This is a genomic window from Aeromonas sp. R5-4 (genome assembly GCF_040908215.1).
Taxonomy (GTDB): domain Bacteria; phylum Pseudomonadota; class Gammaproteobacteria; order Enterobacterales; family Aeromonadaceae; genus Aeromonas; species Aeromonas veronii.
Window position 1 is genome coordinate 51,194 of record NZ_JBFODG010000010.1, and the last position, 16,621, is coordinate 67,814.

General features: G+C 59.1%; 16 protein-coding genes. 6 read left to right on the top strand and 10 right to left on the bottom strand.

The window, feature by feature from the left end:
• Positions 1-119: 119 nt before the first annotated feature.
• The 8 genes from sucD to sdhC form a co-directional block, all read right to left on the bottom strand.
• On the bottom strand, positions 120-992 hold the full coding sequence (sucD, locus tag AB5Y83_RS03240) for a succinate--CoA ligase subunit alpha (protein WP_005333542.1): 873 nt from the start codon (positions 990-992) through the stop codon (positions 120-122).
• Positions 992-2,158: an ADP-forming succinate--CoA ligase subunit beta gene (sucC, locus tag AB5Y83_RS03245; protein ID WP_005361097.1), complete on the bottom strand. Its 1,167-nt coding sequence runs from the start codon at positions 2,156-2,158 to the stop codon at positions 992-994. Before sucC ends, sucD begins: the two co-directional genes overlap by 1 nt.
• Before the next feature lie 171 nt (positions 2,159-2,329).
• Positions 2,330-3,520, bottom strand: coding sequence for a 2-oxoglutarate dehydrogenase complex dihydrolipoyllysine-residue succinyltransferase (gene odhB, locus AB5Y83_RS03250; protein WP_005333546.1), 1,191 nt, complete (start codon positions 3,518-3,520; stop codon positions 2,330-2,332).
• Positions 3,521-3,555: 35 nt separating this feature from the next.
• Positions 3,556-6,363, bottom strand: coding sequence for a 2-oxoglutarate dehydrogenase E1 component (gene sucA, locus AB5Y83_RS03255; protein ID WP_005333548.1), 2,808 nt, complete (start codon positions 6,361-6,363; stop codon positions 3,556-3,558).
• Positions 6,364-6,478: 115 nt separating this feature from the next.
• Entirely contained in the window at positions 6,479-7,195 is a 717-nt protein-coding gene (locus AB5Y83_RS03260; RefSeq protein WP_005333549.1) for a succinate dehydrogenase iron-sulfur subunit, read from the bottom strand.
• 16 nt (positions 7,196-7,211) lie between these two features.
• Positions 7,212-8,978, bottom strand: coding sequence for a succinate dehydrogenase flavoprotein subunit (sdhA, locus tag AB5Y83_RS03265; RefSeq protein WP_040066317.1), 1,767 nt, complete (start codon positions 8,976-8,978; stop codon positions 7,212-7,214).
• A 1-nt stretch (position 8,979) separates the two neighbouring features.
• Positions 8,980-9,324 carry a succinate dehydrogenase, hydrophobic membrane anchor protein gene (gene sdhD, locus AB5Y83_RS03270; RefSeq protein ID WP_005333558.1) on the bottom strand — a complete coding sequence of 115 codons (345 nt, stop codon included), beginning with the start codon at positions 9,322-9,324 and terminating at the stop codon, positions 8,980-8,982.
• Entirely contained in the window at positions 9,318-9,695 is a 378-nt protein-coding gene (sdhC, locus tag AB5Y83_RS03275; RefSeq protein WP_021231296.1) for a succinate dehydrogenase cytochrome b556 subunit, read from the bottom strand. The genes sdhD and sdhC overlap by 7 nt, the downstream gene beginning before the upstream one ends.
• 442 nt (positions 9,696-10,137) lie before the next feature.
• On the opposite strand from sdhC, the gene AB5Y83_RS03280 reads away from it, so the two are divergent.
• Together AB5Y83_RS03280 and AB5Y83_RS03285 are read left to right on the top strand one after the other, a co-directional pair.
• Positions 10,138-11,424: a citrate synthase gene (locus AB5Y83_RS03280; protein ID WP_005333572.1), complete on the top strand. Its 1,287-nt coding sequence runs from the start codon at positions 10,138-10,140 to the stop codon at positions 11,422-11,424.
• A 92-nt stretch (positions 11,425-11,516) separates the two neighbouring features.
• Positions 11,517-11,837, top strand: coding sequence for a DUF4377 domain-containing protein (locus tag AB5Y83_RS03285; RefSeq protein WP_368174700.1), 321 nt, complete (start codon positions 11,517-11,519; stop codon positions 11,835-11,837).
• A 68-nt stretch (positions 11,838-11,905) separates the two neighbouring features.
• Here AB5Y83_RS03285 and AB5Y83_RS03290 read toward each other — a convergent pair whose 3' ends face one another.
• Complete coding sequence (locus AB5Y83_RS03290; RefSeq protein ID WP_216962352.1) at positions 11,906-12,346, bottom strand: acetyltransferase; 441 nt, start codon at positions 12,344-12,346, stop codon at positions 11,906-11,908.
• Between the two features lie 57 nt (positions 12,347-12,403).
• Positions 12,404-13,249, bottom strand: coding sequence for a DUF5718 family protein (locus AB5Y83_RS03295; RefSeq protein ID WP_181223985.1), 846 nt, complete (start codon positions 13,247-13,249; stop codon positions 12,404-12,406).
• Positions 13,250-13,548: 299 nt separating this feature from the next.
• Between AB5Y83_RS03295 and AB5Y83_RS03300 the strand changes: the two genes are divergently transcribed.
• From AB5Y83_RS03300 to AB5Y83_RS03315, 4 genes are all read left to right on the top strand, one after another.
• Positions 13,549-14,106, top strand: a complete 558-nt coding sequence (locus AB5Y83_RS03300; RefSeq protein ID WP_368174701.1) for a class IV adenylate cyclase — start codon at positions 13,549-13,551, stop codon at positions 14,104-14,106.
• 17 nt (positions 14,107-14,123) lie between these two features.
• Positions 14,124-14,516, top strand: coding sequence for an NUDIX domain-containing protein (locus AB5Y83_RS03305; RefSeq protein ID WP_100645713.1), 393 nt, complete (start codon positions 14,124-14,126; stop codon positions 14,514-14,516).
• Between the two features lie 91 nt (positions 14,517-14,607).
• On the top strand, positions 14,608-15,114 hold the full coding sequence (locus tag AB5Y83_RS03310; protein WP_107684903.1) for a GNAT family N-acetyltransferase: 507 nt from the start codon (positions 14,608-14,610) through the stop codon (positions 15,112-15,114).
• Between the two features lie 297 nt (positions 15,115-15,411).
• Positions 15,412-16,530 carry a glycerol dehydrogenase gene (locus AB5Y83_RS03315; RefSeq protein WP_335819347.1) on the top strand — a complete coding sequence of 373 codons (1,119 nt, stop codon included), beginning with the start codon at positions 15,412-15,414 and terminating at the stop codon, positions 16,528-16,530.
• The last annotated feature ends 91 nt before the right edge of the window (positions 16,531-16,621 follow it).

Genomic DNA, 16,621 nt, shown 5'->3' on the forward strand with positions numbered 1-16,621 from the left:
TATTAATAGTTAAACTGATTTCAGTTTTTCACACATAAATATAACTAACCAAACTATTTTACCATAAAAAAGCCGCCCATCGGGCGGCACTTTTATTAGAGATAACGGGCTAACAGGAATTACCAGCCGGTCACTTCGCGCAGGGCCTTGCCGATATCGGCCAGGGAGCGGACGGTTTTCACGCCAGCATCTTCCAGCGCGGCAAACTTCTCGGCGGCAGTACCCTTGCCACCGGAGATGATGGCGCCAGCGTGGCCCATCCGCTTGCCGGGAGGGGCAGTAACACCGGCGATATAGGAGACCACCGGCTTGGTGACGTGGGCCTTGATATAGGCGGCCGCGTCTTCCTCGGCGTTGCCGCCGATCTCGCCGATCATCACGATCGCTTCGGTCTGCGGGTCGTTCTGGAACATCTCCAGAATGTCGATAAAGTTGGAACCCGGGATGGGGTCGCCACCGATACCGACGCAGGTGGACTGGCCAAAGCCCTCATCAGTGGTCTGCTTGACCGCTTCGTAGGTCAGGGTGCCGGAGCGGGAGACGATACCTACCTTGCCCGGCTTGTGAATGTGGCCCGGCATGATGCCGATCTTGCACTCACCCGGAGTGATCACACCCGGGCAGTTGGGGCCGATCATCCGCACGCCGGTCTCTTGCAGCTTCACTTTGACGTCCAGCATATCCAGCGTCGGGATGCCTTCGGTGATGGTGACAATCAGCTTGATGCCAGCATCGATCGCTTCCAGGATGGCATCCTTGCAGAACGGCGCCGGCACATAGATGACGGAGGCGGTGGCGCCGGTCGCTTCGACCGCGTCACGGACGGTGTTGAACACCGGCAGGCCCAGATGGGTGGTGCCCCCCTTGCCCGGGGAGACGCCGCCCACCAGCTGGGTGCCGTAAGAGAGCGCCTGCTCGGAGTGGAAAGTACCCTGACCGCCGGTAAAGCCCTGGCAGATGACTCGGGTGTCCTTGTTGATCAGTACGCTCATCAGTTGGCCTCCGCTGCTTTGACGACTTGCTGCGCGGCATCGGTCAGACTCTTGGCCGCAATGATGTTGAGGCCGCTCTCGGCCAGCTTGATACCACCCAGCTCGGCGTTGTTGCCTTCCAGACGGACCACGACGGGCACCTTGACCCCCACTTCCTTGACCGCACCTATGATGCCTTCCGCGATCATGTCGCAGCGCACGATGCCGCCAAAGATGTTGACCAACACCGCTTTGACGTTGCTGTCGGAGAGGATGATCTTGAACGCCTCGGTCACCCGCTCCTTGGTGGCGCCGCCGCCGACGTCAAGGAAGTTGGCCGGCTTGCCGCCGTGCAGGTTGACGATGTCCATGGTGCCCATGGCCAGACCCGCGCCGTTGACCATGCAGCCGATGTTGCCATCGAGGGCCACATAGTTGAGCTCCCACTGGGCGGCGTGCGCTTCGCGGGGGTCATCTTGTGACGGGTCGTGCATCTCGCGCAGCTTGGGCTGACGATACAGTGCGTTGGCGTCGATATTGATCTTGCCATCCAGGCAGTGCAGGTTGCCCTGCGCGGTGATCACCAGCGGGTTGATCTCCAGCAGCGCGAAATCGCAATCCAGGAACATCTGGCCCAGACCCATGAAGATCTTGGTGAACTGTTTGATCTGATCGCCGACCAGACCCAGTTTGAAGGCCAGTTCGCGGGCCTGATAAGCCTGCGGACCCACCAGCGGATCGATAGCCGCCTTGTGGATCAGATGGGGGGTTTCGTGGGCGATCTTCTCGATATCCACGCCACCTTCAGTCGAGGCCATGAAGACCACGCGGCGAGAGCCACGGTCAACTACGGCGCCCAGGTAGAGCTCTTTGGCGATGTCGGTGCAAGATTCCACCAGGATCTTGGTGACCGGCTGGCCGTTCGCGTCAGTCTGGTAGGTCACCAGATTTTTGCCAAGCCAGTTTTGGGCAAAAGCACGGATCTCATCCTTGCTCTTGGCCACTTTCACGCCGCCCGCTTTACCGCGGCCACCGGCGTGTACCTGGCATTTGACGACCCAGGTATTGCCGCCAATCTTGTCGGCCGCTTCGGCCGCTTCTTGTGGGGTAGCACAGGCATAACCTTCGGAGACCGGCAGGCCATACTCGGCAAACAGCTGTTTTGCCTGATATTCATGCAGATTCATAGATGCTCTATCCGTGTTGTAGGTATTTCCGTCCGGGGCTGGTGTTTCTCAATCCCCTGTGAATGGGGGCCTGGGCGGCCCCTCGTTATCTTTCAATCGCTCGGGTATTACTCAAACGTCCAGCAGCACATCCGGCTCGGGGCGCAAACCCCTTGCCCGGGTGCCACAGGCTTAGACGTCCAGCAACAGACGGGTCGGGTCTTCCAAGAGCTCCTTGACGGAGACCAGGAAGCCTACCGATTCGCGTCCGTCGATGAGACGGTGATCGTAGGAGAGCGCCAGGTACATCATCGGCAGGATCTCGACTTTGCCGTCAACGGCCATCGGGCGATCCTGGATCTTGTGCATGCCCAGAATGGCGCTCTGGGGCGGGTTGATGATCGGGGTGGACATCAGGGAGCCGAACACGCCACCGTTGGTGATGGTGAAGTTGCCGCCAGTCAGTTCATCCACGGTCAGCTTGCCGTCACGGCCCTTGCCCGCCAGATCCTTGATGGCCTTCTCGATGTCCGCCAGGCTCATGTTGTCGCAGTCGCGCAGCACCGGCGTCACCAGACCACGGGGGGTGGAGACGGCGATGCTGACGTCGAAGTAATTGTGGTAAACGACGTCATCACCATCGAGCGCCGCGTTCACTTCCGGATAGCGCTTGAGGGACTCCACCACCGCCTTCACGTAGAAGGACATAAAGCCGAGCTTGATGCCGTGCTTCTTCTCGAAGATCTCGCCGTACTGCTTGCGCAGATCCATGATGGGCTTCATGTTGACCTCGTTGAAGGTGGTCAGCATGGCGGTGGTGTTTTTCGCTTCCAGCAGACGCTCGGCAATGCGCTTGCGCAGACGGGTCATCGGTACCCGCTTGTCGGTGCGACCACCCAGCGGGGCAACCTTGGCTGCCGGGGCTGCAGTTGCGACCGGTGCGGCTGCCGCAGGCTGGCTCTTGGCCTTGATGAAGGCTTCCACATCATCCTTGGTGATGCGACCACCCTTGCCGGTACCGGTCAGCTTGGTCACGTCGATATCGTGCTCACCAATCAGGCGGCGCACCGAGGGGCTCAAGCCATCGGCACCATCATCGGCCACCGCTTCAGCGGGTTTCTCTTTGGTCTCTTCACCGGCCACCGGAGCGGCGGTGAGGATGGCAATCAGTTGACGGGACAACACAGTCGCCCCTTCCCCTTGCAGAATATCCCCCAGCACACCGGCTTGCGGTGCCGGCACTTCCAGCACCACCTTGTCGGTCTCGATGTCGACCAGCACTTCGTCACGGGCGACCAGGTCGCCCGGTTTTTTGTGCCAGGTAGCGATAGTGGCATCGGCCACTGATTCCGGCAGATCCGGTACCTTGATCTCGATAGTCATCCAATCAGTTCCTTTTTACTTCTATGCCAGAGGCTTTACAGGGTAAGGGCATCTTCCACCAAGGCTTTTTGCTGCTTGGCGTGGACAGACATGTAACCGACGGCCGGTGAGGCTGACGCAGGGCGACCGGCATAACGCAGGGTGGCTCCGGCTGGCAGCACGCCATCGTAGTGGTGACGGGTGCAGTACCAGGCGCCCTGGTTCTGCGGCTCTTCCTGACACCAGACAAAGTCGGTGACGTGGCTGTAATCGGCCAGAATGGCGCGCACTTCCTCTTCCGGGAAGGGGTAGAGCTGCTCAATTCGCACCAGTGCCACATCTTGCTGCTCGGCCTTGCGACGGGCATCGAGCAGGTCGTAGTAGACCTTGCCAGAACAGAAGACCACGCGCTTGACCGCTTTCGGATCCAGCGCATCGATCTCGCCGATGGCGTTCTGGAAGGTGCCTTCAGCCAGCTCTTCGAGCTTGCTCACCGCCAGCGGGTGGCGCAGCAGGGATTTGGGCGTCATTACGATGAGCGGACGGCGCATCGGACGTACCACCTGACGACGCAGCATATGGAACACCTGCGCCGGGGTAGAGGGCACGCACACCTGCATGTTGTGCTGGGCGCACATCTGCAGATAACGCTCCAGACGGGCGGAGGAGTGCTCCGGGCCCTGCCCCTCGTAACCGTGCGGCAGCAACATGGTCAGGCCGCACATCCGGCCCCACTTCTGCTCGCCGGAGGAGAGGAACTGATCCACTACCACTTGGGCACAGTTGGCGAAGTCACCGAACTGGGCTTCCCAGATGGTGAGGCCAGCCGGCTCGGCGCTGGCGTAGCCATATTCAAAGGCCAGAACCGCGTTCTCGGTCAGCACAGAGTCGTACACCTCGAACGGGCCTTGCTCGTCGTGCAGGTTGCACAGCGGGGTATAAGTGCTGGCATCGGTCTGGCTGTGCAGCACGGCATGGCGGTGGAAGAAGGTGCCACGGCCGGAGTCTTCACCGGTAAAGCGGATGCGGGAGCCCTTGTCCACCAGAGTGGCATAGGCCAGGGTCTCGGCAAAGCCCCAATCCACCAGCTTCTCGCCAGCGGCCATCAGACGGCGGTCTTCGTAAATCTTCTCGACCTGACGCTGCAGCACGTGGGTCGCCGGATACTGGCTTACCCGCTCGCCGAGGCTCTTGAGGTGATCCATCGGCACGGCACTCTCATAGGCCATGTTCCAGTCGTGGCCCAGATAAGGGGTCCAGTCGACGGAGTGTAGCTCCATCGGACGCCACTCCTTGCTCACCCGCTCGCCGCGATCCAGCGCTTCACGATACTCGTTAACCAGTTCGGTCGCCCGCTCCTGGGCGAGGCTCCCCTCGGCCACCAGCTGATCGGCGTAGATCTTGCGCGGGGTCGGGTGCTGCTTGATCTTCTGGTACATCAGCGGCTGAGTCGCGCTCGGCTCGTCCGCTTCGTTGTGGCCGTGACGACGGTAGCAGACCAGTTCGATCACCACGTCGCGTTTGAAGGTGTTGCGGTAATCCAGTGCAATCTGGGTCACCAGCACCACGGCTTCCGGATCATCCCCGTTGACGTGCAGCACCGGCGCCTGCACCGCCTTGGCGATGTCGGTGCAATATTCGGTGGAACGCAGGTCACGGATATAGGAGGTGGTGAAACCAACCTGGTTGTTGATGACGATGCGCACCGTCCCGCCGACACCATAGGCACGGGTCTGGGACATGTTGAAGGTCTCGGCCACCACGCCCTGACCGGCCATGGCCGAGTCACCGTGAATGGTGATGGGCAGCACGCTGGAGCCATCCTTGTCACCGCGACGATCCATACGGGCACGGACCGAGCCGATGACCACAGGGTTGACAATCTCGAGGTGAGAGGGGTTGAACGCCAGCGCCAGGTGGACGTTGCCACCCGGGGTGGCGAAGTCGGAGGAGAAGCCCATGTGGTACTTCACATCACCGGTACCCCAGGATTCGCCATGCTTGCCGGCAAACTCGTCGAACAGATCCTGAGCGCGCTTGCCCAGCACGTTGATCAGCACGTTGAGGCGACCGCGGTGGGCCATACCGATAACGGCCTCTTTGCAGCCCTGCTCACCGGCGCGACGGATCAGCTCCTTGAGCATGGGGATCATGGCGTCGCCACCTTCCAGCGAGAAGCGCTTGGCCCCCGGGAACTTGGCACCCAGATATTTCTCCAGCCCTTCGGCGGCAGTCAGGCTCTCGAGGAAACGGGTCTTCTCTTCGAGGGTGTAGCTCCCCTTCCCTTCAATGGATTCGAGGCGCTGTTGCAGCCAGCGCTTCTCTTCCGTGGAAGTGAGGTGCATGTAGTCGGCGCCAATACTGCCGCAGTAGGTCTTCTTCAGCGAGGCGTAGAGGTCGGAGAGCACCATGGTCTCGCGACCGATGGCGTAGGAGCCCACATTAAAGGTGGCCTCCATGTCTGCGCCCTGCAGGTTGTGGAACGCGGGATCCAGTTCGGCAACGGTTTCACGCTGCCACAGGCCCAGCGGATCCAGATTGGCATTCTGGTGACCACGGAAACGGAAGGCGTTGATCAGCTGCAATACCCGCACCTGCTTGGCATCCACTTGCGGATCGGAGACGGGGGCACTGTAGCGAGAGGGATCCTTGGCCAGACGACGGAAATAATCGCGGACCTGGGAGTGGGGTTGTTCAACCGCATGGCCATTGACCTGGGGCAGCTCGCTAAACAGGCTGCGCCACTCGTCGGACACGGAGTCAGGATTTTCCAGGAAGGATTCGTACAAATCCTCGATATAGCTTGCATTCGCACCAGCCAGGTGAGATGACTCCAACCAGGCCTTCATCACGCCGTTATGCATTTCTATCCCTTGTACTTCTTGTTACTGCTGCGCAGCTTGTAGGGGTCAAATAGCCATCCTGCCACGGGTGGGATGGCTATCCAGAGGTCGGGCCAGCACCTGGCCGGCCCTGATACTAAACAGCCCGATTGAGCAACATCGACTTGATCTGGCCAATCGCCTTGGTCGGGTTCAAGCCTTTCGGACAGACGTTCACGCAGTTCATGATGCCATGGCAGCGGAACACGCTGAAGGCGTCGTCCAGATTCCCCAGTCGTTCGGTGGTCGCGGTGTCGCGGCTGTCAGCCAGCCAGCGGTAGGCGGCGAGCAGCCCGGCCGGACCGATGAACTTGTCGGGATTCCACCAGAAGGAGGGGCACGAAGTGGAGCAGCAGGCACAGAGAATGCACTCGTACAGGCCGTCAAGCTTGGCGCGCTCTTCGGGGGATTGCAGGTGCTCACGCACCGGCGGCAACTTGTCATCATTGATGAGGAAGGGTTTGACCTTCTCCCACTGGGTGTAGAACTGGGTCATGTCGATCACCAGATCACGGATCACCGGCAGGCCGGGCAAGGGGCGGATAACGACGTTATTGCCCTTCTTCAGCAGGTCGGAGAGCGGGGTGATACAGGCAAGACCATTCTTGCCATTCATGTTGAGACCGTCTGATCCACAGACCCCTTCGCGGCAAGAGCGGCGGAAGGCGAGCGTGGGATCCAGCTCTTTCAACTGGATCAGTGCGTCGAGCACCATCATGTCGGAACCTTCAGGAATATCAAGACGATATTCCTTCATATGGGGGACGTTATCAACATCCGGATTGTATCTGTAGACAGAGAATGTGACGTTCATAGGGCTGGCTCCGCAATCAGTAAGTCCGGACCTTGGGCGGGAACGCCTCACGGGTCTTGGGTGACATGTTGACAGCGCGACGGGTCATGGACTCGGTGTCCGGATGATAGAGGCTGTGGCACAGCCAGTTCTCATCGTCGCGATCCGGGAAGTCGAAGCGGCAGTGAGCACCGCGACTCTCGGTACGGAAGTTGGCGGCAACCGCCGTGGCAAACGCCGTCTCCATCAGGTTGTCCAGCTCCAGGCACTCGATGCGCTGGGTGTTGAACTCTTTGGAGGTATCATCCAGACGGGCTGACTTGAGGCGCTCGCGGATAACCTTGAGCTCGGCCAACCCTTCTGCCATCGCCGCACCTTCGCGGAATACGGAGAAGTTGTTCTGCATGCAGCGCTGCAGGTCTTTGCGGATCTGCACAGGGTCTTCCCCATCACGGCAATTTTCCCAGCGGTTGAAGCGGGCCAGTGCGGCATCCAGATCCGACTCGGAAGCATCGCGGCCGTGATCCATCTCGCCCAGAGTGTTGACCAGATGCATGCCAGCAGCGCGGCCGAACACCACCAGATCCAGCAGGGAGTTGCCACCCAGACGGTTGGCACCGTGCACCGAAACGCAGGCAATCTCGCCCACCGCAAACAGACCGACCACCGGTACATCGTTGCCGTTCTTGTCCTGGGTCAGGCACTGGCCATTCACGTTGGTCGGCACGCCGCCCATCATGTAGTGGCAGGTCGGGATGATCGGGATCGGCTCTTTGACCGGATCCACGTGGGCAAAGGTGCGGGAGAGTTCGCAGATCCCCGGCAGACGGGATTCCAGCACCTCTTTGCCGAGGTGATCCAGCTTCAGCTTGATGTGCGGGCCCCAGGGACCATCGCAGCCACGGCCTTCACGGATCTCGATCATGATGGAGCGGGCCACCACGTCGCGACCGGCCAAGTCCTTGGCGTTTGGCGCGTAACGCTCCATGAAGCGCTCGCCATCTTTATTGAGCAGATAGCCACCTTCACCACGGCAGCCTTCAGTTACCAGCACCCCTGCCCCGGCGATGCCGGTCGGGTGGAACTGCCACATCTCCATGTCCTGCACGCCGACGCCGGCACGCAGCGCCATGCCGACGCCGTCACCTGTGTTGATGTGGGCGTTGGTGGTGGACTGGTAGATACGACCGGCACCGCCGGTGGCCAGCACGGTAGCCTTGGCCTTGAAGTAGACCACTTCACCGCTCTCCATATCGATGGCGGTACAACCCACCACATGGCCGTCCTGGTTTTTCACCAGATCCAGCGCATACCACTCGGAGAAGACGGTGGTCTTGTTCTTGACGTTTTGTTGGTAAAGGGTGTGCAGCAGGGCGTGACCGGTACGGTCGGCCGCAGCCGCAGTACGGGCAGCCTGCTCGCCACCGAAATTCTTGGACTGACCACCAAACGGACGCTGGTAGACAGACCCGTTGTCGAAACGGGAGAAGGGCAGCCCCATGTTCTCCAGCTCATAGATAGCCTCGGGGCCGGTTTTGCACATGTACTCGATGGCTTCCTGATCACCGATGTAATCGGAACCTTTTACCGTGTCATACATGTGCCACTGCCAGTTGTCATCGTGGGCATTGCCCAGCGCAACCGTGATCCCGCCCTGGGCGGAGACAGTGTGAGAACGGGTTGGAAAAACCTTGGACAACAGAGCGCAGCTCTTGCCGGACTGGGCAATCTGCAGCGCGGCGCGCATACCGGCACCACCGGCACCAATCACCACCGCATCAAATTCACGAGTTGGAATAGTCACCTTACACACCCCACAGCACGACGAAACCCGTCATCAGATAGACAAACAGCACCACGACCAGGGCAAATTGCAGCGCCCCGCGCAGCCCTACCGGCTTGATATAGTCAGTCAGCACCTGCCACAGACCAATCCAGGCGTGGATCAGTACGCAGAGCAGGGTCAACAGGGTGAATACCTTGGTGAATGTTTTGGCGAAGAAGCCTGCCCACACCTCGTAGGTGATGTCGTTGAACGCGACAAAGCCCACCAGATAGAGGACATAACAGGTCATGATGAGGGCGGTGGCACGGATCAGGATGTAATCGTGAACGCCGCTGCGCCCGAAGGTTGCAGAATTGGTTACCATACAAGCACTCCCGCCAATACAGCCAGGATCGCGGTGATCACGAAGGCCACGCGGGCGCTCTGATTGCCGGATTCCAGCTCTTCCCAATAGCCCATATCCATGACCAGATGACGCAAGCCGCCCACAATGTGGTATGCCAGCGCAGTCAGGATCCCCCACAGCACGAGTTTGACCAGGAAGTTGTCCATGATGGCAACCACGGTTGCAAACCCTTCGGGAGAGGCGAGTGAAGTACCAAGCATCCACAGCAAGATGCCCAGTGCAACAAAGGTAATGACCCCTGAAACACGGTGCAGGATGGATGCAATGGCAGTGACAGGAAAGCTGATCGTCTGTAGGTCGAGGTTGACCGGTCTCTGTTTGTTTTTCACGCTTGCCCACTCAGCTCCATTGAGCACGTTAGTTATTGTTTTAACTCACACTTGAGGGCACGGAATGGTGATTGTTGGTTTTTTGTTACCAAAACACTCTGAAAAAGCCAAAACGCGAGTTTTCGGTTTCACATCAGGCTTTGCCAAAGCGTTTCAAACACCCGCAGCCATGACCCACGTGGCGCAGTATATCGGCGGCCTTAACCGAAGACAATCAATTAGCTACAAAGAAAACACAAAACCGCAAACTCGATCGCATATTTAATTTAACATTTCATTAATGCCATTAATGGGGTTCCAGCAAAATTGACATTGATAAGGAACTCTGTTTCAAATAAGGCGCTCCAGCCACTTCGGTATGGGTAACAACCTTTGCCAGCGTCATAAAAGTCGTAATAGAGTAGGACTGGAACCAAATTATAAAGAGCAAAGGAGACGTGCTATGGCTGATAAGATAGCCACCCTACACCTGCCCGGAAAAGATCCGGTCGAACTGCCGATCCTCTCCGGCACCATCGGCCCGGATGTTATCGATGTCAGAAAATTGGGATCACAGGGGTATTTCACCTTTGACCCCGGTTTTATGGCGACCGGTTCTTGCAAATCTGCCATTACCTACATTGACGGGGATCAGGGTGTCTTGCTGCACCGTGGTTACCCCATCGCCCAGTTGGCCACCCAGGCAACCTATCTGGAAGTCTGCTATATCCTGCTGTACGGCGAAGCGCCGACCAAGGCCCAATATGCCGAATTCGAACGCCTGGTCACCCGCCACACCATGGTGCACGAGCAGATCGCCTTCTTCTTCCGCGGCTTCCGTCGTGACTCCCACCCCATGGCCATCATGTGCGGTGTAGTCAGCGCCCTCTCCGCCTTCTATCACGATGCCCTCGACATCAATAACGAGCAGCATCGCGAGATCTGTGCCTTCCGTCTGCTCTCCAAGATGCCGACTCTGGCCGCCATGTGTTACAAGTACTCCATCGGCCAGCCGTTCATGCAGCCGCGTAACGCCCTCTCCTATGCCGGTAACTTCCTGCACATGATGTTTGGCGTGCCGACCGAGGAGTACAAGGTCAACCCCATCGTTGAACGTGCCATGGATCGTATCTTTACCCTCCATGCGGATCACGAGCAGAACGCCTCCACTTCCACCGTTCGTCTGGCTGGCTCCTCCGGTGCCAACCCGTTCGCCTGTATCGCCGCGGGGATCGCCTCCCTGTGGGGACCGGCCCACGGTGGCGCCAACGAAGCCTGCCTGCGCATGCTGGAAGAGATCGGCTCGGTGGATCGCATCCCCGAGTACATCGCCAAGGCCAAGGACAAGAATGATCCGTTCCGTCTGATGGGCTTCGGTCACCGCGTCTACAAGAACCACGACCCCCGTGCCACCGTGATGCGCGAAACCTGCCACGAAGTACTGACCGAGCTGCAGATCAAGGATCCGCTGCTGGACGTGGCCATGGAGCTGGAACGTATTGCGCTCTCCGACCCCTACTTCGTCGAGAAGAAACTCTACCCGAACGTAGACTTCTACTCCGGCATCATCATGAAGGCGATCGGCATCCCGATGAGCATGTTCACCGTGATCTTCGCCATCTCCCGCACTATCGGCTGGATTGCGCACTGGAACGAGTTCCACTCAGACCCGGACAGCAAGATTGGTCGCCCACGCCAGCTCTACGTGGGCCACCCGCTGCGCGAGTTCACTCCACTCGAGCAGCGCTAACCACTGCGCTGATATGGTTTGTTACAAAGGCGGTCATTGACCGCCTTTTTGTTTGCCGCTCTAATGCCCCCTTTCGCGTTAAGGAGTCCATTATGAAACCACTGTTTATCAGCGCAGCCTTGCTGCTGACCGCCTGCCAGAGCGCCCACGCCTCGTCACAGGGGGAGACCCTCTATATCAACAGCCAGCTGGTCGATTGCGTCGGAGTTGGCCCGATGCAGTGCATGCAGGTTCGCAGTGATGAGCAGCAGCCCTGGACGCTGTTCTACCAGAATATTGAAGGTTTCCAGTTCGAGCCGGGCTACCGGTATCAGCTCACAGTCAGCAAGGAGCAACTCACCGATGTGCCGGCCGATGCCCCCTCCGTGCGCTATCAGCTGATCCAGGTGGTGAACAAGGTCGCCAGCAAGTAACAAACACGATCAAAAAAACGGGGGATGGCTGATGCCATCCCCCGTTGGTTTATGGGTACTGCGCCTCATCAGGTCGGCGCCAGCGCCATATGCAGCAGCGGATAGGGCTTGCCCTGACCATCCAGCGGCGAGCGGCCCGTCACGGCGAACCCCATCTTGTGGTAGAAGCCCACCACCTGCTCATTCTGCTCGTTGACGTCAACCAGCGTCGCGCCGCCCTGCGTGATGGCATGGGCCACCAGCAAACGCCCCACGCCACTGCCGCGCGCCCCGGGAGCCACAAACAGCATCTCCAGCTTGCCCTCGTACACTCCGCTAAAACCCGTAATCTGCCCCTCTTCTGAGCGGGCACTGTGCAGTGTCACCGCATCGAAGTAGTGCTCCAGAATAAGCGGTTTAAGCGCGAGGATCTCGGCCTCGGGCAGGAAGTGGTGGGTCGCCCGAACAGAGGCCTCCCACAGATCGATCAGGGCCGGATAATCGGCCCGGGATACCTGAACAATCGTCATGAAATGACTCGATATGATAACCAGCGGGAAGAGACACCTTCCCGCGGGCCAATCTGATTAGCGCGCCTGCACCGCCTGCAGCAGCACCGACATATCAGCACCAAAGTGGCGGCTGCGGATCGCCTCGCGAATATCCGCTTCGCTATAACGGCTGCCCGGGTAGACCACCACGCAGGAAGTGTCGCCCGGTTTGAGGAAGTGGGTCTCGCCAAACGGGGTATAGCGGGTGGCGCCGATACTGATGAGCGCATGGGGAGGATGTCCCGCCTGCGCCAGCAGTCCCTGAATGTGCTCCGCCGGCCCCTCATCCTGCTGATGATTGAACTTGTCGATAGCCCAGTCGAGCAGCTTGCCGTGGAAGTAGCTGTAGTCGATGGCGGCGCTGTCTACCCCGTAGGCGTGCAGCTCGCCATCGCGCTCCAGATAGCAGGCGATACGATAGTCATCGAGCTCGCAACCGGCGGCAAAACCGGAAAGCGGCAGCAGCTTGGCCGCCAACCCCTTGCTCTCTTCGCCCCAGTTCTTCTTCTCGCTGATCTTCTTGGCGTTGGGACGGCGGATGGAGCAGTCGTTATAGGCACCAAAGGCGCGGGGATGGATCGCCACCACCTGCTTGCCGGCATACTCCAGCTCGCACCAGAGGGCTACTTCCGGCTCGATCTGCACCTTCTCGTCACCGCTGACCGCCGCTTCCGGCAGGAAGATCGCCTTGTCGCTCAACGGGAATACCCCGAGCTGACCCGGATGGCCCGGCACAAAGAAGGGAAACAGCGCCTTGGGCGCCGTGGTGTCGCGCACGACTACCGCTACGAAGTCCGATGCTTCGCCCGCCTGCTCCAGATGACCGGCGAAATTGCCCGCGACCCCGAGTCCGATAAACTTGCTCTCTGCTGCTATCTGCATCTTGCTCACCTGCATCTTGCCCACGCAAGGTAGCAGGCCCGTCGCCCACTACCGCTAAAGTGGCAAGATTAAACCACAAGGGGCCCGCCTTCGCCCAGTCCGGCCCTGTCGTGATGTGCGCCAGTCCGCTTTTTTAGGGACGAGAAGGCTGTGGCGAACCAGCGATTGCGCACTCATTCAGCTACGCGGTCACCGCGCTGGAAACAGTGCGTTTCCGACCTATCCCCTCTTTCTCCTTGGGACTCAACTTCATCTTTGTTAGGCTGCCTGCCACACAGGCTCACAGAGGGATCTTCTTGATGTCACAGGCGCACTTTCAGGGCCGCTTCGAAGTCGAGTTCAAATATCAGCTGACGGATCGCCCCGCCTTCCTCAAGGCACTGCTCGCCCTCAATCAGGAGATCATGCTGGAGGATAATCTGGAGCAGGATCGCTACTTCGACACCCCGGATGATGCCCTTGCCCAGGCTGGCAAAAGTCTGGCTATCCGCACCATGCAGCCCTCCGGCATCCAGCTCTGGATCGTCAAGGGGCCCGAGACGGATCGCTGCGAGGCGGTCAATATCAATAATGCGGACAAGGCCGTCAGCATGCTCTTGACCATGAACTACCGGCAGATACTCGTGATCACCAAAAGGCGCAGCATCTACTTTATTGGCCCGTTTCACGTCACCCTGGATCATCTGGCCGAGATCGGGGATTTTGCCGAGCTCGCCATCATGACCGATGACGAGGAACGCCTCCCGGCGTTTCGCCAGCAACTGCTCGCGCTGGCAGATCAGTTGGGACTTTCTCCCGATGCGCAGGAGCCTCGCTCCTACCGCACCCTGTACATGCAGGCAATACACACCACATAACCAGAGGATGCAACTCAATGATCGACAAACTCGCCTGGCTCACCTTTAAAGATCAGCAGCTGCTCTGCGCCCGCTCCCACGGCAAGGACATCTATTACATCCCAGGCGGCAAGCGGGAACCGGGCGAGAGCGACGAGGCGGCGCTGATCCGCGAGATTGAGGAGGAGCTGGCTGTCACCCTGCAGCCCGATACCCTGCGCTTTGCCTGCGAGTTCAGCGCCCAGGCCGATGGCAAACCGGCAGGAGTCGAGGTGCGACTGCGCTGTTACACCGGCGAAGCGAGCGGCACCCCGATCGCCTCGGCAGAAATTGCCGAACTGCGCTGGCTCGACAGCTCTCACCTCGATGAGCTCTCCCCCGTCTCCCGCCTGCTGTTTGTCTGGCTGGTTGAGCAGGGGCTGATCCGCTGACAAGCCGTACTCGCGGCGAGCATACGTACCCACCTCATATGAACCAACGGTGGCAATCAGCCACATAGCAACGCAACGACAAGGATGTCAGATGGACATTGTGGAAGTTAATAGCGCAGCGACCTACCAAAGTGCGCTCATCACCCTGCTGCAAGATTGTGTCGATAGCGGCGCCTCGGTCGGATTTTTACCGCCGCTGACCACGGAGGAATCTACCCGCTACTGGCAAGGAGTTGAAGCGGATCTTGTGGCAGGTCACCGAAAGCTGTGGCTGGCCCTTGAGCAACAACAGCTCGTGGGAGCGGTTCAGCTCGCGCTCTGTGGCAAGGCCAACGGTCGCCACCGGGCCGAGGTGGAAAAACTGATGGTACTGCAAACGGCGAGAGGCAAAGGTGTCGGTCATGCGCTGATGCAGGCAATGGAACAAGGCGCCCATGCCGCGGGCCGTTCGCTGCTGGTGCTCGATACTCGCGCCGGTGATGTGGCCTCCCACCTCTATCGTCAACTCGGCTATCTGGAGGCGGGCCAGATCCCGATCTTTGCGCGCAACGCAGATGGCACTCTTGCTGCGACCGTCATCTTCTATAAACCGCTCTGACCATCCCCTATCTCTTATCCACATACATCAGGGCCGCACCAAGCGGCCTTGCTTGTTGCCCGCGTGACTGTTTGTTGCAGCAATTTGGCTTGCGACGGATTGCCACGATACGGCCAGTGCTCCTGTATGCCTCAACACCGCCAATCGCCGCCCCAAAATACAGCCAAACAAATAGAAAGATTAATTAATGATTAAAACGCCCCCCTTTTCTTCTTCATCTATTGCCTCATCAGGCGTATCGTAAGAGACCCATTTGATAATCAATTTTATGTTATTCACTGCCTTGAGGAATAATGGATGCCCACTTTGCCCCGTACAGTTACCTCCCCCAAAAAGTTCATCATCGGTCAACACCTTCTCCCGCAACTCCATGAGCACGTTAAAGATTTTGGTGACTATGCGTTGCTCATCAGCGATGAGTTCATTCTGGAGCGGGTACGGGAAGAAGCTTTGGCGGGGCTCCTGCAGGCAGGTCTCAGGGGAGTGGTCGACAAGTTTCGCTACGAATGCACCGAACAGGAGATCCACCGCCTGACCCACCTTGCAGAGCAATATGGTGCGAACGTGATTGTCGGGATCGGCGGCGGCAAGACGCTGGATGTCGCCAAGGCCGTGGCCTTCTATCTGCGCCGTCCGGTTGTGCTGTTCCCGACGATTGCCTCCACGGATGCCCCCTGTACGGCGCTGGCAGTGATCTACAACCAGGCGGGTGAATTTGAACGCTATCTGTTCCTGCCGCAAAATCCGGACGTGGTGCTGGCTGACACGGCCATCATTGCCGCCGCCCCTCCCCGCTTCTTTTCCGCAGGCGTTGGCGATGCCCTGGCCACCTATTTCGAAGCGCGCGCCTGCTATCGGGCGGACGGGCTCAATCTGGTCGGCAAGCGTCCTTCACGCACTGGCCTTGGTCTGGCAAAGCTCTGTTACGAACTGCTTGGTGAAAACATCGAGCTGGCCATGGATGCGATACACCACCATGTCTCGACCCCGGCGCTGGAGCAGGTTATCGAGGCCACCATCTACCTCAGTGGCGTCGGCGCAGAAGCCGGTGGGCTGGCCGCCGCTCATGCAATCAACAACGGCATGTCACTGATCGCGGAGCTCCATCGTGCCCAGCATGGCGAGAAGGTGGTCTTCGGCCTGCTGACCCAACTCGTGCTTGAGCGCGCCCCGCAACATGAACTTGATGAGGTGTTTCGCATCATCGACTGTGCAGGCCTGCCCATGACGCTGCAAGAGCTGGGGCTCACCCACTTTGATGAAAGCGAGTGGCGCAAGGTGGCGCAGCTGGCCTGCGATCCCCTCGATACCATGGGCAACATGCCGATGACCGTGAGTGAACAGGATGTCTACGCCGCCATGGTAGCTGCCAATGCCATGGCTGAGCGCTATCGCCTCCGCCATCCCCGCATCTGATTGCTTGCCGCACTAAACAGTGCAAACAGTAAAAAGGCTTGCCCATTGGCAAGCCTTTTTCATCTGCATCCCCTTGTCGGGATAGACGAAA